Origin of the sequence: Kibdelosporangium phytohabitans (genome assembly GCF_001302585.1) — a bacterium.
Classification (GTDB): domain Bacteria; phylum Actinomycetota; class Actinomycetes; order Mycobacteriales; family Pseudonocardiaceae; genus Kibdelosporangium; species Kibdelosporangium phytohabitans.
The window spans coordinates 10,488,457-10,513,734 of the sequence record NZ_CP012752.1; the positions used below are offsets into that span (position 1 = coordinate 10,488,457).

General features: G+C 68.6%; 18 protein-coding genes and 1 pseudogene. 7 read left to right on the forward strand and 12 right to left on the reverse strand.

The genetic code is table 11. The features are described 5' to 3' along the window. Positions 1–83 precede the first annotated feature (83 nt). The 3 genes and pseudogenes from AOZ06_RS62415 to AOZ06_RS46875 all read right to left on the reverse strand — a co-directional run. Positions 84–344 (reverse strand): annotated as a pseudogene (locus AOZ06_RS62415) (DUF2437 domain-containing protein); the annotation flags it as partial. Then, the gene (locus AOZ06_RS46870; protein WP_054295282.1) at positions 341–3,193 is read right to left on the reverse strand and encodes an FAD-binding and (Fe-S)-binding domain-containing protein; all 2,853 of its coding nucleotides are present in this window, start codon (positions 3,191–3,193) and stop codon (positions 341–343) included. The gene AOZ06_RS46870 and the pseudogene AOZ06_RS62415, both read right to left, overlap by 4 nt. Continuing rightward, positions 3,190–4,350: a pyridoxal-phosphate-dependent aminotransferase family protein gene (locus tag AOZ06_RS46875; RefSeq protein ID WP_054295283.1), complete on the reverse strand. Its 1,161-nt coding sequence runs from the start codon at positions 4,348–4,350 to the stop codon at positions 3,190–3,192. The genes AOZ06_RS46870 and AOZ06_RS46875 overlap by 4 nt, the downstream gene beginning before the upstream one ends. A 205-nt stretch (positions 4,351–4,555) precedes the next feature. Here AOZ06_RS46875 and AOZ06_RS46880 point away from each other — a divergent pair, with 205 nt between their 5' ends. Together AOZ06_RS46880 and AOZ06_RS46885 are read left to right on the forward strand one after the other, a co-directional pair. Beyond that, positions 4,556–5,839, forward strand: coding sequence for an SLC13 family permease (locus AOZ06_RS46880; protein WP_054295284.1), 1,284 nt, complete (start codon positions 4,556–4,558; stop codon positions 5,837–5,839). A gap of 113 nt (positions 5,840–5,952) precedes the next feature. Beyond that, positions 5,953–7,452 (forward strand): purine-cytosine permease family protein, encoded by a 1,500-nt coding sequence (locus tag AOZ06_RS46885; RefSeq protein WP_054297433.1) that lies wholly within the window; start codon positions 5,953–5,955, stop codon positions 7,450–7,452. On the opposite strand, the gene AOZ06_RS46890 is transcribed toward AOZ06_RS46885, so the two are convergent. Further along, entirely contained in the window at positions 7,442–8,521 is a 1,080-nt protein-coding gene (locus AOZ06_RS46890; protein WP_218921896.1) for a response regulator transcription factor, read from the reverse strand. The two genes, AOZ06_RS46885 and AOZ06_RS46890, sit on opposite strands and share 11 nt — an antisense overlap. A 121-nt stretch (positions 8,522–8,642) precedes the next feature. Between AOZ06_RS46890 and AOZ06_RS46895 the strand changes: the two genes are divergently transcribed. Continuing rightward, on the forward strand, positions 8,643–9,947 hold the full coding sequence (locus tag AOZ06_RS46895) for an MFS transporter (protein ID WP_054295286.1): 1,305 nt from the start codon (positions 8,643–8,645) through the stop codon (positions 9,945–9,947). A gap of 108 nt (positions 9,948–10,055) precedes the next feature. Continuing rightward, on the forward strand, positions 10,056–10,445 hold the full coding sequence (locus tag AOZ06_RS46900; protein ID WP_157233628.1) for a hypothetical protein: 390 nt from the start codon (positions 10,056–10,058) through the stop codon (positions 10,443–10,445). 45 nt (positions 10,446–10,490) lie between these two features. Here AOZ06_RS46900 and AOZ06_RS46905 read toward each other — a convergent pair whose 3' ends face one another. Further along, entirely contained in the window at positions 10,491–11,522 is a 1,032-nt protein-coding gene (locus AOZ06_RS46905; protein WP_083472398.1) for a hypothetical protein, read from the reverse strand. Continuing rightward, entirely contained in the window at positions 11,512–12,201 is a 690-nt protein-coding gene (locus AOZ06_RS46910; RefSeq protein ID WP_169799085.1) for an HAD family hydrolase, read from the reverse strand. Before AOZ06_RS46910 ends, AOZ06_RS46905 begins: the two co-directional genes overlap by 11 nt. 45 nt (positions 12,202–12,246) lie before the next feature. Between AOZ06_RS46910 and AOZ06_RS46915 the strand changes: the two genes are divergently transcribed. Continuing rightward, a complete protein-coding gene (locus AOZ06_RS46915) occupies positions 12,247–12,960 on the forward strand; it encodes a class I SAM-dependent methyltransferase (protein ID WP_063810236.1) in 714 nt (237 codons plus the stop codon). A gap of 7 nt (positions 12,961–12,967) precedes the next feature. On the opposite strand, the gene AOZ06_RS46920 is transcribed toward AOZ06_RS46915, so the two are convergent. Together AOZ06_RS46920 and AOZ06_RS46925 are read right to left on the reverse strand one after the other, a co-directional pair. Continuing rightward, positions 12,968–18,907 (reverse strand): WD40 domain-containing protein, encoded by a 5,940-nt coding sequence (locus AOZ06_RS46920; RefSeq protein WP_218921897.1) that lies wholly within the window; start codon positions 18,905–18,907, stop codon positions 12,968–12,970. A gap of 34 nt (positions 18,908–18,941) precedes the next feature. Continuing rightward, positions 18,942–19,814 carry a hypothetical protein gene (locus AOZ06_RS46925; RefSeq protein ID WP_157233629.1) on the reverse strand — a complete coding sequence of 291 codons (873 nt, stop codon included), beginning with the start codon at positions 19,812–19,814 and terminating at the stop codon, positions 18,942–18,944. A gap of 124 nt (positions 19,815–19,938) precedes the next feature. On the opposite strand from AOZ06_RS46925, the gene AOZ06_RS46930 reads away from it, so the two are divergent. After that, the gene (locus AOZ06_RS46930; RefSeq protein ID WP_083472399.1) at positions 19,939–21,219 is read left to right on the forward strand and encodes an ArsB/NhaD family transporter; all 1,281 of its coding nucleotides are present in this window, start codon (positions 19,939–19,941) and stop codon (positions 21,217–21,219) included. Here AOZ06_RS46930 and AOZ06_RS46935 read toward each other — a convergent pair. The 4 genes from AOZ06_RS46935 to AOZ06_RS46945 form a co-directional block, all read right to left on the reverse strand. Further along, the gene (locus AOZ06_RS46935; protein WP_157233630.1) at positions 21,202–21,873 is read right to left on the reverse strand and encodes a hypothetical protein; all 672 of its coding nucleotides are present in this window, start codon (positions 21,871–21,873) and stop codon (positions 21,202–21,204) included. The two genes, AOZ06_RS46930 and AOZ06_RS46935, sit on opposite strands and share 18 nt — an antisense overlap. A gap of 86 nt (positions 21,874–21,959) precedes the next feature. Next, positions 21,960–22,889, reverse strand: a complete 930-nt coding sequence (locus AOZ06_RS53255; protein WP_225953065.1) for a glycosyltransferase — start codon at positions 22,887–22,889, stop codon at positions 21,960–21,962. A 93-nt stretch (positions 22,890–22,982) separates the two neighbouring features. Next, positions 22,983–23,108 (reverse strand): glycosyltransferase, encoded by a 126-nt coding sequence (locus AOZ06_RS61015; protein ID WP_225953066.1) that lies wholly within the window; start codon positions 23,106–23,108, stop codon positions 22,983–22,985. A 212-nt stretch (positions 23,109–23,320) separates the two neighbouring features. Further along, complete coding sequence (locus tag AOZ06_RS46945) at positions 23,321–23,902, reverse strand: transcriptional regulator (RefSeq protein WP_218921898.1); 582 nt, start codon at positions 23,900–23,902, stop codon at positions 23,321–23,323. Positions 23,903–23,979: 77 nt separating this feature from the next. Here AOZ06_RS46945 and AOZ06_RS46950 point away from each other — a divergent pair, with 77 nt between their 5' ends. Then, a complete protein-coding gene (locus tag AOZ06_RS46950; protein WP_063810237.1) occupies positions 23,980–25,221 on the forward strand; it encodes a PEP/pyruvate-binding domain-containing protein in 1,242 nt (413 codons plus the stop codon). The last annotated feature ends 57 nt before the right edge of the window (positions 25,222–25,278 follow it).

The window sequence follows — 25,278 nt, forward strand, 5'->3', positions numbered from 1 at the left end:
GCAAGGTGATCCACGCGATAGGACTGTTCGGCTGTCTCGTGCGCGGTCCGGCCGATCACCACCGCCAGCTCGCCTTCGTACTCGAGCCGTTGGAGGTCCTGTGGATACCGGACGGCCGCGCCTGGACCGATCACCGAATTCGGCGCCTTCAGGAAGAACCGCGGTGAACCGTCAGGACCGTAGTTGCGGCCCGCGCCGACGATCACCTGTGGCTCGCACGGCGCCAGCAAGGTCACGTCCGCCAAGGGCGCGGCCAGCCTTCCGCCGGACTGCTCGTGGACGTTCTCGCCGACCGCGACCCCGGACCGGACCACGTCGCCGAACTCGTAACGCACGATTCTCATCGCACGGCCTCACGGATGAGCTCGATCGGGTGCCACGCGTCGCGTCGCGTGCCGTGGAAGATCTGCTGACGGCACGAAACGCCGGTCGCTGCGACCACGGTGTCCTCTCCTTCCGCGGCCAGCGCCGGGAACAACCGGTCCGCACCGACGGCCATCGACGTGCTGTAGTGCTCGGCTTCGAACCCGAACGACCCTGCCATCCCGCAGCAGCCCGCGTCCAGCTCGACGATCCGCGCACCGGGGATCCGGCGCAGCAGCGCCATTGTCGCGGCCGTGCCGACCTCGGCTTTCTGGTGGCAGTGACCGTGGTAGACGATCTTGCGCCCGGCCAGCCACGAATCCTCGCGCAGACTGAGCTTTCCCGCACCGATCGCGTCCGACAGCAGTTCCTCCACCTGCTTGACGCGGTCGGCCACGCCCTGCGCCCTGGGGTCGCCGGGCATCATGGCCAGGGTTTCGTCCTTCAACGTGAACAGGCAGGACGGTTCGCAGCCGACGATCGGGGTGTCGCCGTCGGCCAGTGCGGCGATCAGCTTGCCCGCTTTGGCTTTCGCGTCGTCGATCAGGCCCTTGGAGAAGCTCGACCGGCCACAGCAGCCGCCGCTGGCCAGTTCGACCGCGAAGCCCGCGCGTTCGAGCAGTTCGATCGCGGCCTGGCCGATGTGCGGCTCGGTGTACGTGGTGAACGAGTCGGCCAGGAACGTCACCTGCGCCGGACCGGACGGGCGGCGTTCGCGGTACCAGCGAACGAGGTTGCGGCGCTGGAAGACCGGCAACGGCCGGGCGGCGGTGATCCCCGCGGTTCGTTGCATGATCCGGCGCAGGAACTCGATCCGGCCCGGCACGTTGGACAGCGGCGCGGTGGCCGAGCCGAGCCGGTTGAGCACACGGATCGCGCCGAAGATCCGGGACCGCAACGGGATCCCGTACTGGTCGTGGTGGTGCGACAGCGTCTCGGCCTTGAGTGCCGCCATGTCGACACTCATCGGGCACTCGCTCTTGCACGCCTTGCACATCAGGCAGAGGTCGAGGATCTCGTGCAGCCGCCCGTCACCGAGCGCGGCCTTCGGATCCGGTTCGGACAGTGCCTTGACCAACGCGTTGGCCCGGCCGCGGGTGGCGTGTTCCTCTTGTTTGGTGGCGATGTAGGACGGGCACATCGCGCCGGTGGTGCTCTTGCGGCACAGGCCGATGTTCATGCAGCGGTCGGCCGCGTCCCGCATCCCGCCGACCACTTCGAACGACAGCCGGGTCTGGAACGGTTCCGCCGGGGCGAGCGCGGAATCCCTGAGGTTGTCGGTCATCGGTGGCGCGTCGACGATCTTGCCGGGGTTCATCACGTTGCCAGGGTCGAACAAGTGCTTGACCGAACGCATCGCCTCGTAGAGCTCGTCGCCGAAGATCTCCCGGTTGAACTCGCTGCGCGCCAGCCCGTCGCCGTGTTCGCTGGAGTTCACGCCGCCGTACTCGGCGACCAGGTCCTTGATCTGCTCGGCGACCGCCCGCATCTTGTTGACCTCGGACGGGACAGCCAGATCGACGAACGGCCGGATGTGCAGGCAGCCGACCGAGCAGTGCCCGTAGAAACCCGCGCTCAGCTCGTGCTCGTCCAGGATCGCCTTGAACCGGGTGGTGTACTCGGCGAGGTGCTCGGGGTCGACGGCGGTGTCCTCCACGAAGGCCAGCGGGCGTTTCGTGCCTTCGCTGGCGGCCATCAGCAGGCCGAGGCTGGACTTGCGCACCTTCAGCAGCGCGGTCTGCTGCCGCGGTGTCACGGCACGCAACGTGTGGTAGCCGTGGGAGTTGCGTTTCCACAGGTCCGTGAGCTCGTCGAGGTTGGCGATCAGCGCCTGCTCGTCGTCGCCGCTGAAGGACACGAACAGCAGGGCGTCCGGATCGCCGTGCAGGATGTCGCCGAGGCCGGCGTACTCGATCTTCTGCCGGGACAGGTCGAGGATTGTCCGATCCATCAGCTCGACCTGCGCCGGTCCGCAGCTCAGCGCGTCCGTGGTCGCGGCGATCGCGCCTGCGGTCGTGGTGAAGTGGCCGACCGCGTAGACCGTCCGGCGCGGCTTGGGCACCAGGTCGACCTCGGCGTGCGTGACGACGACGAGCGTGCCCTCCGAGCCGACCACGAACTTGGCCAGGTCGAACTTCTCGGCCAGCCGGTCGAGCCGGTAGCCGCACGCCCGGCGCCAGAACTCCGGGAAGCCCGTTGCGATGGCGTCGGCGTTCTCCCGCAACAGTCCTGGGAGCTGCCGGTACAGCCGGCCTTCCAAGGTGGACGCACGGGACCGGCGAGAACGCTCGTTCTCGTCCACCGGTTCCAGCCGGGCGCGCGAACCGTCGGACAGCACGACGTCCAGCGCGCGGACGTGATCGATGGTCATCCCGTAGGTCAGCGAACCGCTGCCGGCCGAGTTGTTGCCGATCATGCCGCCGATGGTGGCCCGGTTGCTGGTGGACGTGTCCGGCCCGAACATCAGGCCGAGCGGCGCCGCCGCCTGGTTGAGCTGGTCCTGGACCACGCCCGCTTCGACCCGCGCGGTGCGGGCCTCCGGGTCGAGTTCGAGGATGCGGTTCATGTACTGGGAGAAGTCCAGCACCAGGCCGGGGCCGACGGTCTGGCCGGCGAGACTGGTCCCCGCGCCGCGCGGGACGATCGGGACGCCCACCGCCGCGGCCGCCCGCACGGCCACGGCGACGTCTTCGCTGGAGCGCGGGAAGACCACGCCGAGCGGCATGATCGAGTACATGCTCGCGTCACGCGAGAAGAGGTGCCGGGTGTAGTCGTCGAACCGGACCTCCCCCTCGATCGACCGCGCCAGCTGTTCGAGAAATGCTGTCATGGCGCGACCTGGAGGTGCTCCAGCGCGACCGTGATGCCCGACGGGTCGATCGGCACCCCGGCCAGCGTCAGCCCCATCTGCACCCCGGCGAGCGTCCCGGCCAGGGTGAGGTCGTTGAAGTCGCCGAGGTGGCCGATCCGGAAGATCCGGCCGGCGAGCTTGCCGAGCCCGGCGCCCAGCGACATGTCGTAGCGGTCGAGGACGATCGCCCTGACCTTGTCGGCGTCGACCTCCTCCGGCACCAGGACGGCGGTCAGCGAACCGGAGTGCTCGCGTTCGTCGGCGCACAGCACTTCCAGTCCCCACGCGTTCACCGCGGCACGGGTGGCTTTCGCGTGCCGGGCGTGCCGGGCGAAGACGTCGGGCAGGCCTTCCTTGTCCAGCAGGCGGAGTGCTTCTTTCAAGCCGTACAACAGGTTCGTCGCCGGGGTGTACGGGAAGACACCGCGCTCGTTGGCCGCGAGCATCGGTTGCCAGTCCCAGAAGGACCTGGCCAGTTTCGCGGTCCTGGCCGCTTCGAGCGCCTTGTCGCTGATCGCGTTGAAGCTCAGGCCGGGCGGGAGCATCAGGCCTTTCTGCGAACCGGCGACGGTGACGTCGACGCCCCACTCGTCGTGCCGGTAGTCGATCGACCCCAGGGAGGAGATGGTGTCGACGAGCAACAGCGCGGGGTGGCCCTCGGAATCGACGGCCGCGCGGATGTCGGCGATCCGGCTGGTGACCCCGGTGGACGTCTCGTTGTGCACGACGCACACCGCTTTGATGGTGTGCCCGGTGTCGTTCGCCAGTTTTTCGGCGACGACCTCGGGGTTCACGCCGTGCCGCCAGTCGCCGGGCACGAAGTCGACCGCGAGGCCGAGGCTGGTGGCCATCTCCTGCCAGAGCGTGGCGAAGTGACCGGTCTCGAAACAGAGCACCCGGTCGCCCGGGCTGAGCGTGTTCACCAGCGCGGCCTCCCACGCGCCCGTGCCGGACGCCGGGTAGATCACGACTGGGTTCGTGGTGCCGAAGACGGGCTTCAGCGCTGCCAGGACGTGCTTGCCCAACTGGGCGAACTCCGGCCCGCGGTGGTCGATCGTCGCTGCGGACATGGCTCGGAGCACTGAGTCGGGCACGTTGGTCGGTCCTGGAATCTGCAGGAAGTGACGGCCGCTCATATTGGATCCCTAATTTCGCACAGGTATTTCGTACAGTGGAAGCTAGTTACCGCTATGCGAACTTTAACGTCTGGGCAATCTCGCCGTCGAGCACTGTTGACGACAAGTGTGACCGAGCACATACTTCCCCCAGATGGAAGTTGCCTTCCACTGGCCGGAATCGCCTTCGAACTACTGACCGAGTCGGTCGACCTCAGGAGTTCGCATGTCAGTGCAGCTCATCACGATCATCGCTCTTGTCGCCGTGTTCCTCGTATCCAGCGTTCTGCCGGTGCACATGGGTGCGCTGGCTTTCGTCGCCGCGTTCGTCATCGGTACCGCGGTGGCCGGGGAGGACAAGGACACCATCGTCAGCGGGTTCCCCGGCGACCTCTTCATCGTGCTCGTCGGTGTCACGTACCTGTTCGCGATCGCCAAACGCAACGGCACCATCGACTGGCTCGTACACGCGGCGGTCCTCGCCGTCCGCGGCCGGATCGCGCTCATCCCGTGGATGATGTTCCTGGTCACGGCCGTGCTGACGGCTGTCGGCGCGGTCGTTCCGGCCGCCGTGGCGATCATCGCGCCGATCGGGATGGGCTTCGCGGCCCGTTACCGGATCAACCCGCTGCTGATGGCCCTGCTGATCATCAACGGCGCCAGCGCGGGCGGGTTCTCGCCGATCAGCATCTTCGGCAGCATCGTCAACGGTGTCGTCACCCGCGACAACATCCCCGGCAACCCGGCACTGCTGTTCGCCAGCTCGTTCGTGTTCAACCTGGTCCTCAGCGTGGTCGTGTTCGCGCTGTTCGGCGGACGCGAACTGCTGCGCCGGGGCCGCGAATTACCCGGCGACGGCGAGGAACCCGCGGGCAGCGGAGGCGGTGTCGCGGTGAGCACGTCTGTCACCACGCTCAACCGGGACCGGGTGCTGACGCTCGCCGGGCTGGTCGTCCTGGCGGGCGGCTCGCTGATCCTCAGCCTCGACGTCGGGTTCACCGCGATCACGGTCGCCGTCGTGCTGTCCCTGCTCTCCCCGGCCGACGCGAAGAACGCCGTCGGCCAGATCGCGTGGCCGACCGTCCTGCTGATCTGCGGCATCGTCACCTACGTGGGCCTGATGGAACGAGTCGGCACCATCGACTTCCTCGGCAACCAGGTCGCCGGGATCGGTGTGCCGCTGCTCGCCGGGTTCCTGATCTGCCTGATCGGCGGCGCCGTGTCGGCGTTCGCGTCGACGACCGGCATCCTCGGCGCGCTGATCCCCCTCGCTGTGCCGTTCCTGCTGACCGGCGACATCGGCGCGGTCGGGATGATCATCGCGCTGTCCATCTCGTCTTCCGTGGTCGACTCGTCGCCGTTCTCCACCAGCGGCGCGCTGTGCGTGGCCAACGCGTCCGAGGAGAGACGGGACTACGTGTTCGCCGGGCTGATGCGGTGGGGCTTCAGCATGGTGGCGCTCGCCCCGGTGGTGACCTGGCTGGTGTTCCTCGCGCCCGGCTGGCTGTAGACAGATCGTCCAACGGCGTACCCGGCAACTGGACGGTGCGTCCACTGGGCCAGGGCGGCGTGCGGCTGGAAAGGTTCGCCGGAACAGCCGGATCGTGCTTGGCAGGTGACGTCATGTCGGAGAAACCAGCTCTCACCGAGGTCGAGAGCCACGGCGTCGAACGGATCCCGGACGCCGACCGGACCGCGACCCCGTTCGACCTGTTCCGGCTGGCGTTCGGCGGCGCGAACACGTTCTCCACCTGCGTCCTTGGCGCGTTCCCGATCCTGTTCGGACTGTCGTTCTGGCAAGGTCTGGCCGCCACGCTGCTCGGTGTGCTCGCCGGGGCGCTCATCCTCTGTCCCATGGCGGTGTTCGGGCCGATCAACGGCACGAACAACGCGGTGTCGTCCTCCGCGCACCTCGGTGTGCACGGGCGCGTCGTCGGTTCCTTCCTCTCCCTGCTCACCGCGGTCGCCTTCTTCTCACTCGCGGTGTGGAGTTCCGGCGACGCGCTCATCGGCGGCGCGCACCGGTTGTTCGGCCTGGAGCGGTCCACGTTCTGCTTCGCCGTCGCCTACGCGCTCTTCGCGTGCCTCGTGCTCGTGGTGTGCGTTTATGGCTTCCGGTTCATGTTGTTCGTGAACAAGGTCGCGGTCACGTCGGCGACGTTCCTTTTCTTGGTCGGGATTGTCGCCTTCGCCGGTGATTTCGACCCGTCGTACGCGGGCACGTTCACGACCGACACGACATTGTTCTGGCCGTCGTTCATCGGTTCGGCGTTGATCGTGCTGTCCAACCCGGTGTCGTTCGGCGCGTTCCTCGGCGACTGGTCGCGCTACATCCCCGCGAACATCCCACGCCGCCGTGTCATGGGTGCCGCGTTCCTGTCCCAGGTCGCCACACTGGTGCCGTTCCTGTTCGGGCTGGCCACGGCGAGCATCATCGCGACGAAAGCCCCGAGCTACGTGGAACCGGCCGCGCCGGACTTCGTCGGCGGCCTGCTGGCGATCGCGCCGGAGTGGTTCTTCCTGCCGGTGTGCCTGCTCGCCCTGATCGGCGGGATGTCCACCGGGACGACCGCGCTCTACGGCACCGGCCTCGACTTCTCGTCAGTGTTCCCACGGCTGTCGCGGGTCCAGGCGACGGTGTTCATCGGCGTGCTGTCGATCGTGTTCATCTTCATCGGGCGGTTCGGCCTCGACCTGGTCCGCAGCATCTCCACGTTCGCCACCATGATCGTCACGTGCACGACGCCGTGGATGGTCGTGATGATGCTCGGCCTGTTCACCCGGCGCGGCTGGTACGACCCGGAAGCGCTGCAGGTGTTCAACCGGCGCCAGCGCGGCGGCAGGTACTGGTTCACGCATGGCTGGAACTGGCGCGGCATGACCGCGTGGTGGGTCGCGGCCGTCGCGGGGGTGCTGTTCACCAACATCCCCGGCCAGTTCGTCGGGCCGCTCGGCGACCTCGCCGGTGGCGTCGACGTCAGCCTCCCGCTGTCGATCGCGGTCGCCGCCGTGCTTTTCCTGTCGCTGCTGTTCGCTTTCCCTGAGCCACGGGCGGTTCACGGGCCGGACGGTCCCCGCCTGGTGCCGGTCGCGGACGTGGCCGTTCCACCGATCACTGCCTGACGATGTCCTTGGCGGCCAGTGGTTCGTAGTGCTCGGTGAACAGCTTGCCGACCAGTTCACCCCGGCTGGACACGCCCGCCTTCTCGAAGATCGCCTTGATGTGGTCACGGACCGTGTGCGGCGACAGGACCAGCTGCTCGGCGATCTCGGCCGTGGCCAGGCCGCGTGCCACGCACTGGGTGATCTCCAGCTCACGTTCGGACAGCCCGTAGGCGTCGATGATCAACGGCACGATCTCGGAGACCTTCGCGGGCTCGATGACCACAGCGGTCGACGTGACCAGGCCATCGGCGGCGCGCAGGCAGGACGCGTGGCACACCAGCCAGCGACCTGCACGGGTGCGCATCCGGATCCTGGCCGAGCCACGCGCGTGCTCCTGCGCTATGGCGCGCGCCTGGATCACCGTGCTCTCGATCCACACGGGCACCCGGACACCGAGCGCAGTGCGCACAGCCGGGCCTTCCGGCAGTTCGGCGAGGAGGTCGACGGCGTCGTCGTTGGCCGAGACCAGGTGGTCGGCCGAGTCGAAGATCAACAGGCCGGGCCCCGGTGAGCCGGGCACGACCGCACCCGGCTCGGCAAAGGAGCGCAAACGTTTGGCCAACGGCACCAGCATGCTCTCGACGACCGAGCTGTCCCGCTGGTCGAAGGCGGGTTTGCCCTGTGCGCGGAAGAGGCTGATGTGGCCGCGCGGACGACCTCCGGCACGCATGACCGCACGCAGTTCGTCCGCCAGGCCACGCGGCCGCAGGTAGTCGTGGTAGAGCTTGCTGCGCCGAGGCAGATCACCCGTCGCGGCACGCAGGCTGGCCACCGGTGACTTCGACCTGGCCAGGTCGCGGAACAGGTTGACGTCCTCGGCGAACAGCTCGCAGTCCCAGTAGACCGCGCAGCCGTCGTCGTCGAGGTTCTCGGTACGGACGGGCGAGGTCATCAACCCCGTGTCCGGGTCGGTCGTGCGCCAGACGGCCGCGTCGAACGGCACCAGTTCGCGCAGCCGCGCGGACGCCTCGGTGAACATCGCCAGCGCGTCCGGCGCACGCACCGCTCGGTCGACCAGATTCCCCATCCGTCCACTCTGCGCGTTTCCGCGCCGCGATGCCATCCCGCGATTGAGGGGGTACCCGGCCACGAGGTCCCCCTTGCGGCGGGATGGGCTCATTCGTTGCCGGTTGAGAAGACTTTCCGGCATGACAACGACATCCGTACGGATCGAACCGGGAGCGCGGTCGACCGGAATACGACTCGGTGCCCTGTTCGGCCCGGCTGTGTTCGGGGTAACAGCAGCGGGCGTCGCACTACCGGACGTGGCGCGTGACTTGCAGGTCACACCAGCGGCGGTGGCGTGGGTGCTCACGGCCCACGCCGTGGCTCTCGGCGTCGGCACCGCGTTGTTCGGCAGGCTCGCGGACGCGCTGGGCGTGCGGACCGCGCTGCTGAGCGGGGCGGTGGTCACCGTCGTCGGCGCGGTTGTCTGCGTAGCGTCACCGAACCTGGCTGTCCTGGTGGCTGGGCGGTTCCTGCTCGCCTCCGGGTCCGGCGCGATGACTTCGTGTGCCCTGACACTGGTGGCAGCGGGCGATCCGGACAAGCGCCCCACTGTCCTCGCCGGTTTCGGGGCGACCATGGCTGTGTTCTCGGCGAGCGCGACGTTGCTGGGCGGTGTCGTCACGCAGTGGCTGACCTGGCGGTTGACCGTCGTGCTGCCGGTGTTGTCAGTCCTGGTGATCCCGCTCTGCCTGGGACTGGCCAACCGGCCGGGCTCACGGCGACCGGTCGACGTGACCGGCGCCGCGGTGCTGACGCTCACGGTCAGCTCGTTGATCTTGTTGATCCAGTCACCGTCGTTGTCGTTGCCGACCGGCCTCACCATCGCCGCGGGCGCGGCGATGCTTGCCGGAGCCGGGGTGCTGGCGTTGCGGGTTCGTTCCTCGCCAACAGGTTTCCTGCCGCGATCACTGATCACCGACCGGGTGTACTTGCTTGCCGCCACAGTGGGAATCGGCGTGTACGGCGGGTTGTTCGCGTCGATGTGGGCTGTTCCCCAGGTTCTGGCCGAGCACCACGGCTGGCCGGTGCTGCTGATCGGGCTGGCGCTGCTGCCTGGGGCGTTCGTCGGTGCCGTGCTGTCCAGGCTGGCGGGCAGGGGCGGTACGAAGCTCCTGACCGCGGTTGCCGCGGCGTCGGCGCTTTGCCTTGCCGCGGCTGGCTTCCTGGGCGGCGGGTGGGTGTTGCTCGTCACGGGGACCTCGCTGGGGTTCGCCGCGTTCGCCGTGACCCAGGTGGTGACAACCGGTGTGATGTCCGTCCACATCCCGCCGGACCGGCGCGGTGGCGCGCTCGGTATCCTGAACATGAGCTTCTTCGTCGGTGGCGGGATCGGCGCGGCCGTTGCCGGCGCGTTGTCCAAGGTGATGCCGATGACCGGCGCGCTCGCCGTGGTTGCCTTGCTGCCGTTGGTTTCCGCGTTTCTCGCTCGTCGCATCCGCCGATGAGCACGCGCCACGACGGGGCGATATCGTGCACCATCGGAAGAACACCGACAGAGAGTCGAGTCGCCTGTGCGTCATGTCTGGCTGGGGGCCACGGCCATCGCGGTATGCGTGCTGTCTTCCTGCGGCAACCCGCAGGCCAACCCCCAGGACGGCATGCGACCGGAAACATCGGCAGCAACACCCAAACCTGTCGCACCGGCGGAAACGAACACCACCCGCGACCGGTTGCACCGGCTCATGCTGGATCTGAACCTGTTGACGAACGGTCCATGTCCACCACAGGACTGCACCAACCGGGCCAGGATGATCCTGGCCCGGGCCACCGAGGTCAAGCAGGTCATCGCCGAGAGCCCCGACCGGGAACGCCTCCGGCCCGCGGTGGACATCGTCGGCGAACTGGCCGGGGTGACCGACGACAGCGCCGCGGATCCCGCTGTGCAACGCCAGATCGTCGAAACCGGCGTGGAGCTGACGCGCTGGCTGACCGAGCACTGGTGACACCGCCGCGTGCACCAGCGGCGGCCACTCACTGGAACCCGGCTGTCAGGCCTCTTTCTGGTTGAGGTTCGCGTACAGCTTGCCCATGTACGCGCTGAACGACTCGCTGTCGTTCAGATGCTCGGCACGCCAACGGCTGAGCTCAGCCTCGGTGATCTGCTCGCCGGTGATCCGGCGCAGCGTGTCGATCAGGAACCGGTCGTCCTGGCTCGCCTCGAACGACACCTTGTCGTCGGAGATCTCGAACCGGCGCATCAGGTCCATCCGGAACGTAGAGTACACAAAGGACTCACGGCCGAACCGGTACGACTCCGGCATCTCCATCTGCGCGGAGTGCGGGCTGTGGTACCAGGAGACGTACACCGCCTTGTCCAGCATGACGTAGCGGTACACCGCGGTGTCGTCGTTGAACAGGATCTCGATCGGGCAGATCTGCCTGCACTCGAACAACGCGACCAGGTTGAAGATCAGCTCGTTGCGCAGGTCCTCCTGGATCCTGTCGATCGACAGGCCCTCCGGCTTGGCCCACGAGCGCCGGTCGTACGCCCTGCGCCGGATCGCCCGCGCGTTGCCCGGACCGATCATCGCTATCCGGACCTGCTGCGGGTGGTGGCGCGCGGCGAGCAACCGCGCCGCGACATACCTCGCACTGGGCCCGTAGAAGGCGAAGAAGTCCGTTTCCTCCAGGTCCTTCGTGACGTCCCGGTTGTACTCGTCGCCGTAGGTGTCACCAGGGTTGAGCGCCTCGTACTTCTTCAACGGGACGAACAACCGGTGGGTCGTGGTCATGTTCTCCGCGACCCGGTCGGCCAGTTCGCTGAAGCCGTCCCTGATCGTGTCGTGGACGCTGCGTTCCTGCACCCAGTTGGCCAGTGCGACGAACATCAGCGCGAACACCACGCTGGCGATCAGGTTCAGCCCGATCGCCGACAGGATCTCCCTGGTGTCGAGCTGGTTGTCCTGCGCGGCGAACAGGACGCCGAGGGTCAGCGCGACACTGCACGCGGTGCCGAACGAATACCAGACGAACGTCCGGCTCAGCCCGCGTGCCTTCGACTTCGACTTGTCAGGTGTCATGACCGCCCCCACTGAATTCGTCCACAAAGGTCAACGCCAGCCGGACAGCTCCGGTGAGGCTCGACGCGATCGGCACGGCGAGACCCTCGGCACGGGCCATGCTCAGCAACGCCGTGTCACCCGGGTGGTACAGCACGCCCTTCGCGCCACAAGCCTGGGCCGCGACCACGTCGTCGACGTTGTCCCCCACCACGAGAACACGGCCGGGGTCGACGTCCAGGTGTTCGAGGTGGCTGCGCAAATGCGGTTCCTTGCCGTGCTGACCGCCGCCCGGCGTTCCGTCCACTCGGGACAGCATCGCGGCGATCGGGCTGAGCTGGGCCATCTCCACGAGCAGTTCGTGCGGGTACATCGACAGCAACGACTGGCTCCGCCCGGACTCGTGCCACGTGGTCAACGCGTTCACCGTGTCCGGATGCAACGTCGCCGCGGCGATGCGCCGGGCGTACGAGAGCTGGAACCGCTCGTCCAGCTCGGCCTGCTCGGCGCCGGTCAACGGCCGCCCGGCCAGTTTCTCGTAGAAGTCCGTGATCGGTCTGGTGAAGTGGTCGCGGAAGCGCTCCGGGGTCACCTCGGGGAGCCCGGCGGCGGCGAACGCGTCGGCTGTCGCCAGCACGAGCGCGGGGCCGTCGTCGAACAGGGTGCCGTTCCAGTCCCACACGATGTGCTCGATCGCCAAGGTCTTCAGCCTCCCGGGCAGCCGGTTGTCTGCGATGCTGGGACAGTGAGCCGAATCCACGCACAGGCGGTCGAGGCGAACGTGGCCGGGTACCAGCACGACGAGGTCGCCGGGTACCTCGGCCACGCCTACCACCGGCGCAGGCTGGAACTGGCGATCGGGTCGCTGGCCAGGCACTTCGCCGCGGACCGCCGGGTGCCGCTCGTCGCGGACCTCGGCGCCAACGACGGCCAGGTGTGCACCTGGCTGACCGGCCGCGGGATGCGCCCGATCGCGTGCGACATCGTCCCGCACGCACGCCGGGTCGCCAAGGAGCGCGGCCTGCTCACAGTCGGCCTGGACGCGAGCAGGCCGTTGCCGTTCGGGACGGCCTCGCTCGACGGGATCCTCGCGGGCGAGATCATCGAGCACCTCTACGACCCGGGCTTGCTGCTGCGGGAGTGCGCACGGGTGCTGCGGCCCGGCGGGATCGTCGTGCTCACCACGCCCAACCTGGCAGGAGCGCAGGACCGGCTGCGGTTCCTGGCCGGGCATTCGCCGCGGCAGGTGGACCCGTTCCACGAATACCTCAGCGTGCACATCAGGCCGTTCACGTACGGCATGCTCGCCACCGGGCTGCGGCTGGCCGGGCTGACGCCGTCGCGCCCGTTGTCGAACTACGTGGTCTGGCGGACCAGGTTCGGCGAGCTCAGCTCCGGCTGGGCGGCGCGGCTGTGGCCCACGCTCGGCGGTTCGCTGGTGGTCGCGGCCGTGCGGTGATCGCGTCTCAGAACGGTTCATCGGTCGGTACCGCGTGCACGTTCCTGAGCACGGAATCGAGCTCACCCACCTCGAACCGGCACAACCCGATCACGTGCCAGAACTCACGCGTGAGCTTGCCTTCGGTCTTGTACCGCCCGTCCGGCGTCACCGCCGCCCACGCGCCCCGCAGGCCGAGCAGCGTCAGCCGCGGCTGCGGATTGGCATTGTCGCTGACGTCCCAGAGCCTGGTCGTGCCGTCGTCCGCGCCGCTGGCCAGCAGCTGCCCGGCCGGGCTGAAGCAGATCGACCAGATCCTGCGGGTGTGGCCGACCAGCGCGTGCAGGTGCCTGCCGGTGGCCACTTCCCACAGGTGGACCATGGTGTCGTCACCGGCCGCCGCGAACATCGTGCTGTCACGGCTGAACTTCCCGGCCCACAACTTGCCGCGGTGCGCCACCAGGGTGTGCCGCGGCCGGGCCGACTCGACGTCCCAGAGGATGGCTTTGCCGTCGTTGCTGACACTGGCCAGCAACTGGCCGTCCCCGCTGAAGGTGACTTCGTAGACCCGGTCGTCGTGACCGGCCAGGACGTTCAAGCACTCGCGACTGGTGCGGTCGAACACCCGGACTTTCGAATCGTCGCACCCGGTCGCCAGCAACCGGCCGTCCGGGCTGAAGGCGATGGACCGGACCCGGCCCTGGTGCTCGCGCAGGACCATCCGCTCGCCACCGGTCGGCCGCCACCAGAGCCGCACGGTGTCGTCGTCGTTGGCCGTGGCGAGGATGTTGCCGTCGGGGTCGAACGAACTGGCCCACACGTGGTCGGTCTCGACGTCCAGCTCCTGGTCGGCCTGCCACGTGTTGAGGTGCCACATGTGCACGCCGCCGTCGTTGCTCGTGGTGGCCAGCAGCGGTTTCGTCGGGCTGAACACCGCGGAGATCAACTGGTCGGCGCGGCCGTGCAGGTCCTTGACGAGTTTGCCCGCCCGCGGGTCCCACACCCGCACGACACCGTCGTTGCCGCTGACGGCGAGCAGGTCGCCGGTGGGGTTGAAGTCCACTTTGGTGATCCGGCGGCCGTGCCCGTGCAGCTCGTGCAGCTGTTGCCCGGTTTCCGGATCCCAGATCCGGACTGTGCTGTCCTTGCCGGTCGTCGCGATCTGCCGGGAATCCGGCCGGAACTCCGGTGGCCACACCGCGCCGCGGTGCACCTGCACCTCGTAGCGTTCCCTGCCGGAGTGCATGTCCCACACCACCAGCCCGCCGTCGGCGTCGCCGCTGGCGAGCATCGTCCCGTCCGGGCTGATCACCAGCCGGTACACAGCCGCCGACTCGGTTCGCAGGGTCGAACCGCGGACCTGGCCGCGGCCACCGGTTTCCAGGTGCCAGAGCCGGACCGCGCCGAGTGTGTCCCCGGTCGCGACCGTGTCGTGCTCGGGGTGGAACACGACCGAGTAGATGTTGCCCGCGTGCCCGGAGAGGTGGTGGCGCAGATCGCCGCTCTCGGTGTCCCAAATGGACAGCACGCCACCTCGGCCACCGGTTCCCAGCAGCGTTCCGTTGCGGTTGAACGCCAACGAGTACACCGCGGCCTGTTCCGGCGCGCGCAGCCGGTGCACCTCGTGACCGGTGACCACGTCCCAGATCCGCACTATCCCGGCGTTGTCCGCCGTGGCGAGCAGCGAACTGCCCGCGGACGGGTGGAACGCCAGCGTCCACGTGCGTTCCGTGTGACCGGGCAGTTCCGCGAGCAGACGGCCGTCGGGCACGTGCCGCACCCGGACAACACCCGCGCCGTCACCGTAGGCGACCAGGCCGCCGCTCGCGTCCAGCGCCAACGGCCAGATCAGTCCCTCGTGGTCGGCGAACACGCCCAGCGGCTCACCGGTGGACGTGTCCCAGAACCGGACGGTCCCGTCGGCTGATGTCGTGACCAGCGCGCCGTCCGGTGGCCCGTACACCACACCGTAGACACGGTCGAGGTGGCCCTTCAGCGTCCGGATCGGCTGGCCCTTCTCCGTGTCGCACAACAACACCCCGCCGTCGCCGTTGCCCACCGCGAGCATCCGGCCGTCCGGGCTGTAGGCCAACGGCTTGGGCAACCGGCCGATCTCGAAGCCGAACTGCACACCGACGCCGGACGGCTGCAACCCCACGAGAACCGGCTGCCCCGGCGCCACAGCCGCACCACGCAACTCGTCGGCAGCCCAGAAAGCGTCGCTGCCCACCACGTTCAGCAGGGCCGCACGCGACCATGAACTGCCCGTGATCACAGCACCGCGCAGATCAGTCCCGCACAGCCGCGCCTCGGTCAGGTCGGCTCCGGTGAGGTCGGCGTCGACGAGCTGGGCGTCGTCCAGCCTGACTCGCCGCAGCGTCGCGCCGCGCAGGGTGGCACGGGACAGCTTCGTCCCGATCAGCCGCGCGTCGGTCAGGTCGGCACGGGTCAGGTCCACACCGCTGAGATCGCGGTGGGAGAAGTCCTCACCGCGCAGGGACGCGCCACGCAGGTCCGCACGGATCGGTGCGCTCAGCCGCTTGCCGACCTTGAGCGCGTTGGCGCAGGCGACGTCGTCCCCACCCGGCCGGACGGCCCACTCGCGCAGCCGGTTCGGTTCGGCCATGTCGCACAGGAAGTCCACGGTCAGCTGGGACAGCGTCTGCCTGCCCAGCAGGGCCGGGTTCACGTCGCCCCGGTTGATCTGCCCGCCGATCTCGTTGGCCACCAGCCATTCCATCACCGAGCTGTGGATGAACCCGAACATCTCCTCGGACCGCACCAGCAGGCTGCCCGCGCCGACCGCGTGCGTGGCCTGCGGCGGGGACAACGGGGTCTCGGCCAGGCCGGTGAGCGCCGTCGCGACCTCGGCCACGTCGTCCAGCCGCAGCAGGACGTCACCGGACTCCCACATCCGGACCGCGAGCGTGGTGACCGCGTTCCACAGCTCGTCGACCGACAGACCGGCCGGGTTGCCGCTGATCGCGTGCACCCGCTGGTATTCGAAGTCCAGCCAGGACGTCAGGATCTCCCGGTACAGGCCGGCCGCGCTCATCGCCCGCCTGGCCGTGGCCACCGCGGCGAGCCGGTCGGCGTCCAGGTCCGCCACGAAGCTGAGCATCCGCGGGTTGCGGGCCAGCCCGCCGAGGTCCTCGATCCGGCCGACCAGTTCCAGCCGTCGCGCCGCGGCCTTCGGGTCGTGGCCGTAGCGGTTGACCAGGTACTGGCCGATCTGCTGCGGGGTGAAGTCCTCCAGCTGCAGAATCCGCCGCCCCGCCAGCAGCCCGACGCGTTCGCCCAGCGTGGTGCGGACCTGCTCGTCGTTCTGGAAGTGCTGGGTGCGGCTGCTCACCACGATCTTCGCCCGGCCCTTCGCCGCGGCGAGCAGCGTCTTGAGGTGATCGGCCGCGCGGTCGTAGCTGACCCTCGTCGCCAGCTCGTCGAACCCGTCGAACAGCAGCACGACCCGGCCCTGCCGCAGCAGGTAGCGGAACGCGTTCAGGTCGATCCGCGTCTCACCGTGGTTGGCCAGGTGCGCGGCTACCAGACCGTCGACGCTGTGCGCCTTGTCCAACGCCCGCAGCTCGATCAGGATCGGTGTCACGTCCGGCAACCGGGCGGGCAGGTCCATCGCGAGCTTGCGCATGGCGAACGTCTTGCCACGGCCGAAGTCGCCCATCAGCAGCACGAAACTGCCCTCGTCGGCCGACAGCAGCTCGATCATCTCGCCGACGACGTCGTCGCGGATCGCCGCGTCCGTGCCCGCCATCTCCCGGAACCGCTGCGGCACGTACAGATCCGGCGGGTAGACCTTGTCGCCGCGCAGCCGCTCGGTCTGCCCGGCGACGTACTCGCGCAGGTCGAGCAGGCCCTGGAACTCAGCGAAGCTGCGCACCCTGACGCCGTCGCGCAGCGCCTCCTCCAGCAGCGCGGTACCGGGATTCGGGCCCTGGTAGACGAGCTCGGCGCCGTGATCCGTGCCGGTTCCCCGCAGCACCCGCACGAACGTCGCCACGTCCTCCCGGGTCAGCGGACCGGCGTGGGCGGCGACGCGGAACTGTTGCACCGCTTCACCATCGGGGTAGGTGACGAGCAGGGAGGACGGCCGTCCGGCCAGTCGGCGGATCCGGGCGCCCGGGTACCTGACCTCGCACACCTCGGTGATCCGTTCCAGCAGCAGCCCGATCGGGTCCTCGTCCGGTGACGGTGCCTGCTCGATCGGTGGCACCACCAGCGGCCCGCTGTCCGCCGCGTCGGGGAAGGTCCGGTCGACGGCCGTCCACCAACGCCGCGTCCGCACGGGCGAGTCGTCATCGGCGAACAACGGCCACGTGGTGAGGCCGTCACGGGTGACTGAGAGCAGTTCGGCGCTGCCGTCCGGCGGCGGCACGACGGTCAGCCCGGACGGCAACTCGCTGACCGCACCCGGCGAGCCGCTGGTGTGCAACACCATGTTCAAGTGCGGGCCGAGGACACGGTCGAACGCCTCGACGTCGCTGATCGTCCCGGACGCCGGCTCGCCACCCGGCACCGGCGCGTGCTCGACGATCCCGATCCGCAGATACCCCGACTGCTCGAACCCGGCCATGTTGTGCGCGAACCAGTCCAGCTGCGCGGGACCGAGCCAGCCCGGCTCGTCGAGCGACATGTGCGTGTGGGCGAGCGTGGAGTTCAGGCCCGCCACCGCGATCCGCAGGTCCGGGACGGAGAACAGCGTCCACGGCAGGCCCGCGTCGAAGACCGGGCCGTCGATGTCCGGGTACAGCTGGCCGAAGATCCGTGAGAAGTGCCGCCACTTGCGGAAGTACGGCGCCTGCGGCTGGATCCCGTCGGCCCGGCAGTCGGCGAAGTACGCCTCGCAGGCGGCCACGGTGATGTCGCCGACGCCCGGCACGATGACGACCCGCGCCGGCTCCAGCCCGAGCATGGACCGCAGGCCGGTGATGAAGCTCATGGCCTCGTCGAACTGCGGCAACGTGCCGGAATCGGTCAGGCTGCCGCTGACCACGAGCAGATCCGGGCTCGGCGCCCCGGTGTCCAGCCGGTCGAGCGCCGTCCGCAACCGGGCCAGCCGCCGCACCGGGTCTTCGGCCACGCGCCCGAACCGCGGCGCGGCGACGTGCAGGAGGCCCAGCCGCTGCCGTCGCACCGGCGCCCGCTGGACCGACGGCGGGAAGTGCGAGATCTGCGGCTGCCCCTCCCTCGGGTACCGCGGGCGGATGTCCGGCTTGGCGCGCCCGGACAGGGCGTGGCTGATGCGCCCGAGCAGCCGGGCGCGGGCTTCCGCCGAGTCGTCGAGCCCGACGAGGTCGACGAACGTGATCGGTGCGAGCAGGCCGTCGAGCACGACGTCCTCGACCCGGACCGGCAGCAGCTTGGCGGCCGTCGGGTCGTCGGCGGCCCGCAGCGCGGCCATCCACTCCATCCGGCCGTAGCGGGATCCCAGGTAGCTCTTGGACAGCACGGCGATCACCGCGGACGCCTCGCGGATGCCGCGGTCGATGAAGTCGAAGAAGTGCGTGCCGGGCACGAAGTCCCACGACTGGATCATCACCTTGTACCCGGCCGCTTCGAGCTCGTGCGCGATCCACGTCGCCCAGTCCTCGTCGGCCAGCGAGTAGCTGACGAAGAAGTCGACCGCGCCGGACCCGGGCAGCCGCGGCGCGCGGGACGGCAGCACGACGGCGGCACCAGGGTCCACATCGGACGCCTGGTGGGCTGTGCGCACCGACGCCGTCAGCGACGCGGCCTGGTCGGCCGGGACTCCGAAGACGTGCGCGAGCACGCGGACCTCGTGCACACCGACTGGCCTGAGCCCGGCCTCGATCTCGATGACGCTGTCGACCGCCAGCGAGTCGGCGCCGGCCAGTTCGCATTCGGCCGCGAGCTGCGCGGGCGTCCAGCCGTGTTGCTCCCGCTGCGCGCGGACCCACGCGGCCAATGTCGCCTTCTCCGGTTGCTGCTGCACGATTCCTCCAGCCGGATGGCGGGGCCCGTCGGCGTCACGCCTCGTCGGTGACCGCGGTCGCGGCCAGGGATCCCAGCGGCACGACCCCGTACAGGGTCGTGCACGTGCCGTATGGGCTCATGCCGTACACCGCCAATTCGGTCAATGTCCCGCTGAAGTCACGCGCCGGTGGCAAATCACCGAGATCGACGCGGAATTCGGAATCGACCGGCCAGGTGAGCGTCACGTGCGGGTTGAACCGGTCGCCGGGCCCGCCCACCGCGTCCCAGTTCTCGGTCACCTCGTCATAACCGAACCGGATGAGTTGGTCACGGCGTTGCGGCGCGGTGGACGGGTCGTCGATCAGGTCGCGGATCCGCATTCCGGCCGGATCGGTCACGCGCAGCCTGCCCCGGCGCAGCGGTTCCGCTGCCTCGATGACGGACCTTTGCAGGTCAATCCATTTCGCCGTCTTGCGAAAGTACAGTTCCGGAGCGCCGAACGGATTGTGCCGGTACTCGTCGCCTTCCGCGGGCAGAACGGGAAGGTCGACAGCAACCGAACGGATCGCACTCACGACGTCGGCAGTTTCATTCTCGTCGACCGTGAGCATGAAGACCGAGACATGCGGTTCGCACGGCCCGCTCGCGCCATAGGGACGACCCAGCCGGAAGTGCGCCGAGCGGCCCTGATCCCGCATTCGGCGGATCAGCCGGTCGCCGAGCGCGAGCGCGTCCCGCCTCAGGTCCGGAGTGAGAACGACGACGACATCCAGTACCACCAGTGTCATCGCTCGATTTCCTTTCCCGAACGGCATGGCGATCCGGTGCGGCAAAGGAGCACCACATCTTCGGACAGATAGTCTAGCCACACGCGGCTCGGCGCCGGAAGCCGTCGAACAATTCCCACTCTTCTGCGAACAGCGCACTCCGGATACCGGAGTTGATATTCATCTGTTCGGACGAAACAGTCAGCCGAGTGCTGGTTGACGCGTGATCAATCGGTACTCTCCCGAGTGAACGACCGTCCTGCTTTGTGGGACGATACCGCCCATGTCCACGTCCGAAAGGCGGCCAGCAGCTCGAATCGACGACGCGGCCGAGGACGACCAGCCGCCGACGGACCCGCCGCCGACCGCGCGGGGATCCTGGTGGCGGAAGCTGCACATCCTCGACTGGATCGCGTTGGGCCTGCTGCTGATCGGCTGCCTGTGCGTGCTGTCCGGCGCGCTCCCCGTCGCCGACGCGCGCGCGAGCATCGTGCGTCTCGTGCCGTTGCTGCTGTTCCTCGGTTCGGTGATCATCCTGGCCGAGCTGACCGCGGCGGCCGAGGTGTTCGACGTGATCGCGACCCGGTTGTCGATCATCGGCCGTGGTCGCTACCCGCTGCTCTTCCTGTTGTGCGTGACGCTGGCGTCGATCACCACGATCGCCTTGAACCTGGACACGACGGCCGTGCTGCTCACGCCGGTCATCCTCGCGCTGGCGGCAGCGTTGAACATCTCGCCGCTCCCGCTGGCGATGACAACAGTGTGGCTGTCCAACACGGCAAGCCTGCTCCTGCCGGTGTCGAACCTGACCAACCTCCTTGCGGCCGACCGTGTCGCGCTCTCGCCTTCGCAGTTCGCGGGCCAGATGTGGGCGCCGCAGCTGGCGTCGATCATCGTCACCGCCGCGTGCCTGTGGATCTGGTACTGGCGGCGCGGCAGGCGCGGCGGGCAGCTGCGTTATGAACTGCCGCAACGGCGTGTGCCCGCGGACCGGCCGTTGTTCGTCGTGGCCGCCGCGGCCTGTTTGGTCTTCGTCATCGGGATCCTGGTGGGGGTGCCGATCGGGATCGCGTCGTCGATCTCCGCCGGGGTCCTGCTGATCGCGTTCCTCGTGCGCAACCGGTCGCGGCTGGGCCTCCGCCTGATCCCGTGGCGGCTGCTGGTGTTCGTGATCGGGCTGTTCCTGGTGATCGACACCCTCGGCAAGCACGGCCTCGGCGACCTGATCCAGTCCGTGGTCGGCGCGGACGACGGCGCGCTCGGCGCGGCCCGCGCCGCCGGTGCGGGCGCCGGACTGTCCAACCTCGTCAACAACCTGCCCGCGTACGTCGCGGGAGAAGCGATCATCCCGCCGGACAACCACCTGCAATTGCTGGCGCTGCTGATCGGCACGAATGTCGGACCGGTCATCACGCCGTGGGCGTCATTGGCGACATTGTTGTGGTACGAACGGTGTCACGCCGCGGGCGTCAGGGTGCCGTTGGGACGATTCATGTGGACCGGCGCCATACTCGCGGTGACCGCGCTCGCCGCGTCGGTCGGCGTGCTATTGGTGGCCGGTTAGCGGCACGCCCGCGGCAATGGCCTGATGGGCGATGGAAGCCGCCGCGATCGTCTCTCCCCGGTCGCATTTCCGCCGCCGCACCCGATGAGTGGACATATCAAGGTCAGCGAGTGACAGGTCGACGGCGTTCGGATTGGTCAGGCCGAGTGCCACGGTCACCACCAATTCCGTGAGGTCCGGTACCACCGTCTGGTGGAAGACGCCCGCGGGCAACTCGTAGCAGTCACCGGAACGGTAGACGTCGACAGAAGCCGTCTCGTGCCGCACCCGCCGGGCGGTCGGTCTGATCTCGTCGCCGTCCGCACTGCTGTGCACTTCGAAAACACGGTGCGTCGGCGCCGCATTGTCGTCGATCACGCTGATCACCTGGTTGTGCAACTCACCGGTGAGCACGCAGCTGAGCAGTTCCCAGCTGTGACAATGGGTTGGCAGGGTGGTGAGCGAGGTGTGCCACAACGGGCCCCACAGGTGCACGCACACACCTTCGTCACCTTGCCTGTGCACGGGAAGGCACAGAAAGCCCAGCGGATGCCTTATCGCGGCCGTCTCGCCGCGACCGGACGCCACCTCGTCGAGAACACCGGTGGCCCATTCGCTGACCTGGTCGGTTCTGCCGTTCTTGATCGCCTCGGAAAGTGTGCAGTACAGCGTCATGCCGGACACCCGGGGAATAGGGTTCGCTTTCCCCGGGAGTGTATCGGACAACCGCACACTTCCCAATGGCGTGATGAACCGATGAATCAATTCACCGAAATGCCGGACAGCACGTGCCTGGCGGCGATCCCGGCACCGTCGGTCCGGATTTCGGCCGACACCTCCGCCGCCCGTGCGACGACCCCGGGCCGCAACGCGTGGTCCAACGCCTCCGCGAGCGACTGCGCAGTGGGCGCCTTCGACAGGTGCGCGTGCCCGATGCCGAGCGCCTGCACCCGGTCGGCGAAGGAGAACTGGTCGAACATCTGCGGCACGGCCACCTGCGGCGTACCCGCCTTCGCGGCGGTCGTCATGGTTCCCGCGCCGCCGTGGTGGACAACGGCCGCCAACCGCTTGAACAGGGCCTGGTGGTTGACCTCCCCGATGGCGACGCAGTCGGCCGAACTGTCGACAACGGACAGATCGGCCCAGCCGCGCAGAACGATCGCCCGGCGGGCGAGTTCCCGTGCCGCGCCGATCGCCGCACGGCTGCACTCCGGACCGACGCGCATACTGCCGAATCCGAAATAGACCGGCGGTTCGGCGTCGTCCAACGGGCGCTCGTCGGCCCGGATCCACGCCCCCGTCCGCAGCACTCCGTCCCGTCCAGGCCACCGCGCCAGCACCGGCCGCGTGGTCAGCATGTGGTCACGGACATCGGCGATCTCGGGCATGCCCGCCGATGTCCGGCAGGAGTTGAGCACTGGCAGGAACCCGGCGTTGAACCGGTCAGCCTCCTTTGCCCACAACACGGCGTTGTCAGTGCCCGGCTCGTGAGTCCAGCCGCCGAACAGCAGCGGTGCGTGCGACGGGGACGGCAGGCTCTGCGGGCAGAAAGTGCCGAAGGTGTAGGGGATGCCGAGGCGCTCGGCGGCCGAGTGGGTGCCCCATCTGCGGCACGCCCGTGCCCACGATGGCGTCGAATCCCTTCGACTGCGCGGGCACCTCGTCGAACCGGTCGGTGACGCTCTGCTCACCGGCCTTGCGCGACTGCTCCGGTGTGCGCTTCGTCAGCGACGCGCCGCCGAGGTCCGGGCCGATCGGGACGAACGAGATCCCCGGTTTCCCGGTCAGGCCGCGGAATCCGGTGGCGCGATCAGCCGCACCTCGTGGCCGGACGCGTGCACCCGCGCTGCCAGCGCCAGCGTCGGCTCGAACTCCCCGCGTGACCCGATCGTGGACAGCAGTACTCGCATCGGCATTCCCCACGTCCGGCAAGCGAGATCCTCCGCTCACGGCCGACGATCGTGGAGCGCGACCGGGGTCTTGCCGCAAGACCGCCTCCCTGCTACACGTTGGGGTGGGTAGGATGTCCCTGCTCCATTCCGCCCTTTCGGGCACCCCGTCGACCTGTCCGGCAGACCGGTTCACAGCCGATCAGGATGGTAATGACATTCAGATGTTATTATCATCCAAACTGGTTCTCCCGTGCCATGCCGAGGGTGGTGAGCAGGTCTTCATGCAGCTGGAACCAGGTCGAGTGGTACGAGTCCATCCGGTCGGTCAGGTAGTCGAGCCGACCGGCCTCCGCATGGGCCAGCGCCTCGCCCAACCGGACCTGATAACGCCCGAACCGCGACAACACCGAGGTCAGCACGGCGCAGACGGCGACAGCCCGCTGGTGGAACCCGGTGAACCGGGCGAGCACCTTGGCGTCGTACGCGGCGTCGGTGTGGTCGTTGATCCGCGAGTTGCCGTCGATCGGCCGCAACTGCCAGGCCGAGCAGAGGTCGAGCAGTTCCGGGTTGAGGACGAGGAAATCCTCGAAGGCCCCCGTGACCACGGCTCGCGCGCCGCTGGCCGCGAGTTCGCCCGCGATCCGGTCCGCGTCGGCCGCGCGGCCTTCGCCGGTGAGGTTCCAGCCGCCGCCGAACTCGCCTGCCGACCGGGTGACGAGCCCGTCGACGGCGAGGTCGATCAACTCGGACTCCACATCGGACTCCGCCATCCGCGCGGCGTCGGCGATCCGGTCGAGGGTGGCGTGACCCATGCAGCGAAGCGTGTGCAGTACCAGCAGATCGCCGCCGGTCTGGTGAGAGGAGTTCGACACGGTCCAAGGCTACCGCGATGAAGTGGATCCGCCACCTCTCGGCAGACCTCGCGGAATCGGCGGAAATCATTGGTGGCAAGGCATTCGGCCTCACCACCCTGATGCGCCTCGGCCTGCCCGTCCCACCGGCGTTCGTCGTCACCACGGCCGCCTGCCGCGTGTTCCTCCACACCGGACAGTTCCCGGACGGGCTGGGAACGCAACTCGCCGCAGCGGTCGCCGAACTCGGCGCCCGGCAGGTGTCGGTCCGTTCGGGCAGCGAGGTGTCGATGCCCGGCATGATGAACACGGTCCTCAACGTCGACCGGGAAGACGTCGAACGGTCGGTGGCCGCGGTGTTCGGATCGTGGAACACACCCCGCGCCAAGACCTACCGCGCGCTGAACGACATCCCCGAAGACCTTGGCACAGCGGTGACAGTGCAGAAAATGGTGTACGGCAACCACGACGAGCACAGCGGCACAGGCGTCGCGTTCAGCCGCAACCCGAACACTGGCGAGCCGATCCCGTACGGCGACGTTCTCTTCGGGCACCAAGGAGAAGCAGTCGTGTCCGGAACGTCGTCCCCCCTGCCGCTCGCCGCGCTCGACCGTGAAACCGAAGTCCTCGCCAAGCTCACCGAAGCACTGGCCGCGATCGAGGACCACTACCGCGACGCGTGCTACGTGGAATTCACGTTCGAAGCGGGCGAACTGTGGTTCCTGCAAGTGCGGCCGGGCCGGTTCACCGGCCGAGCCGCGATCCGGGTCGCGGTCGACCTGGCCGACGCGGACGTCATCAGTCGCGCGGAAGCCGTGCACCGGATCTCCCGCCACGACATCGAGACCGCACAGACCGCGCACATGACAGCAGCCACAGTCCTCGCGCGCGGGTTGGGCGCGTGCCCAGGCGTCGCCACCGGCGCAGTGGTCACCACGTCAGACAAAGCAGCACAAGCCAGCGGCCCGGTCATCCTGGTCCGCCCCGAAACATCACCCCTGGACATGCACGGCCTGGCAGCAGCCAAGGGAGTGGTCACCGCACGCGGCGGCCCGGCGAGCCACGCGGCCGTGGTCGCGCGTGCCATGGGCAAACCGGCTGTCGTGGGCGTGCAAGGCCTCACCGTCGATCACAGCTCCGTCAACGTCGACGGCCGGGTCATCCTGGAAGGAACCCTCGTCACGATCGACGGGACCAGCGGTGAAATCGCGCTCGGCCAGGCGGAAGTCACGACCGCCGAGAACGATCCCCACCTCACCCGCCTGCTCGGGTGGACATAGTGTTCAGGTCCGCGACAGCGGACCGACAGCGGGCGTTGCGGCCGTACACGGCATGAT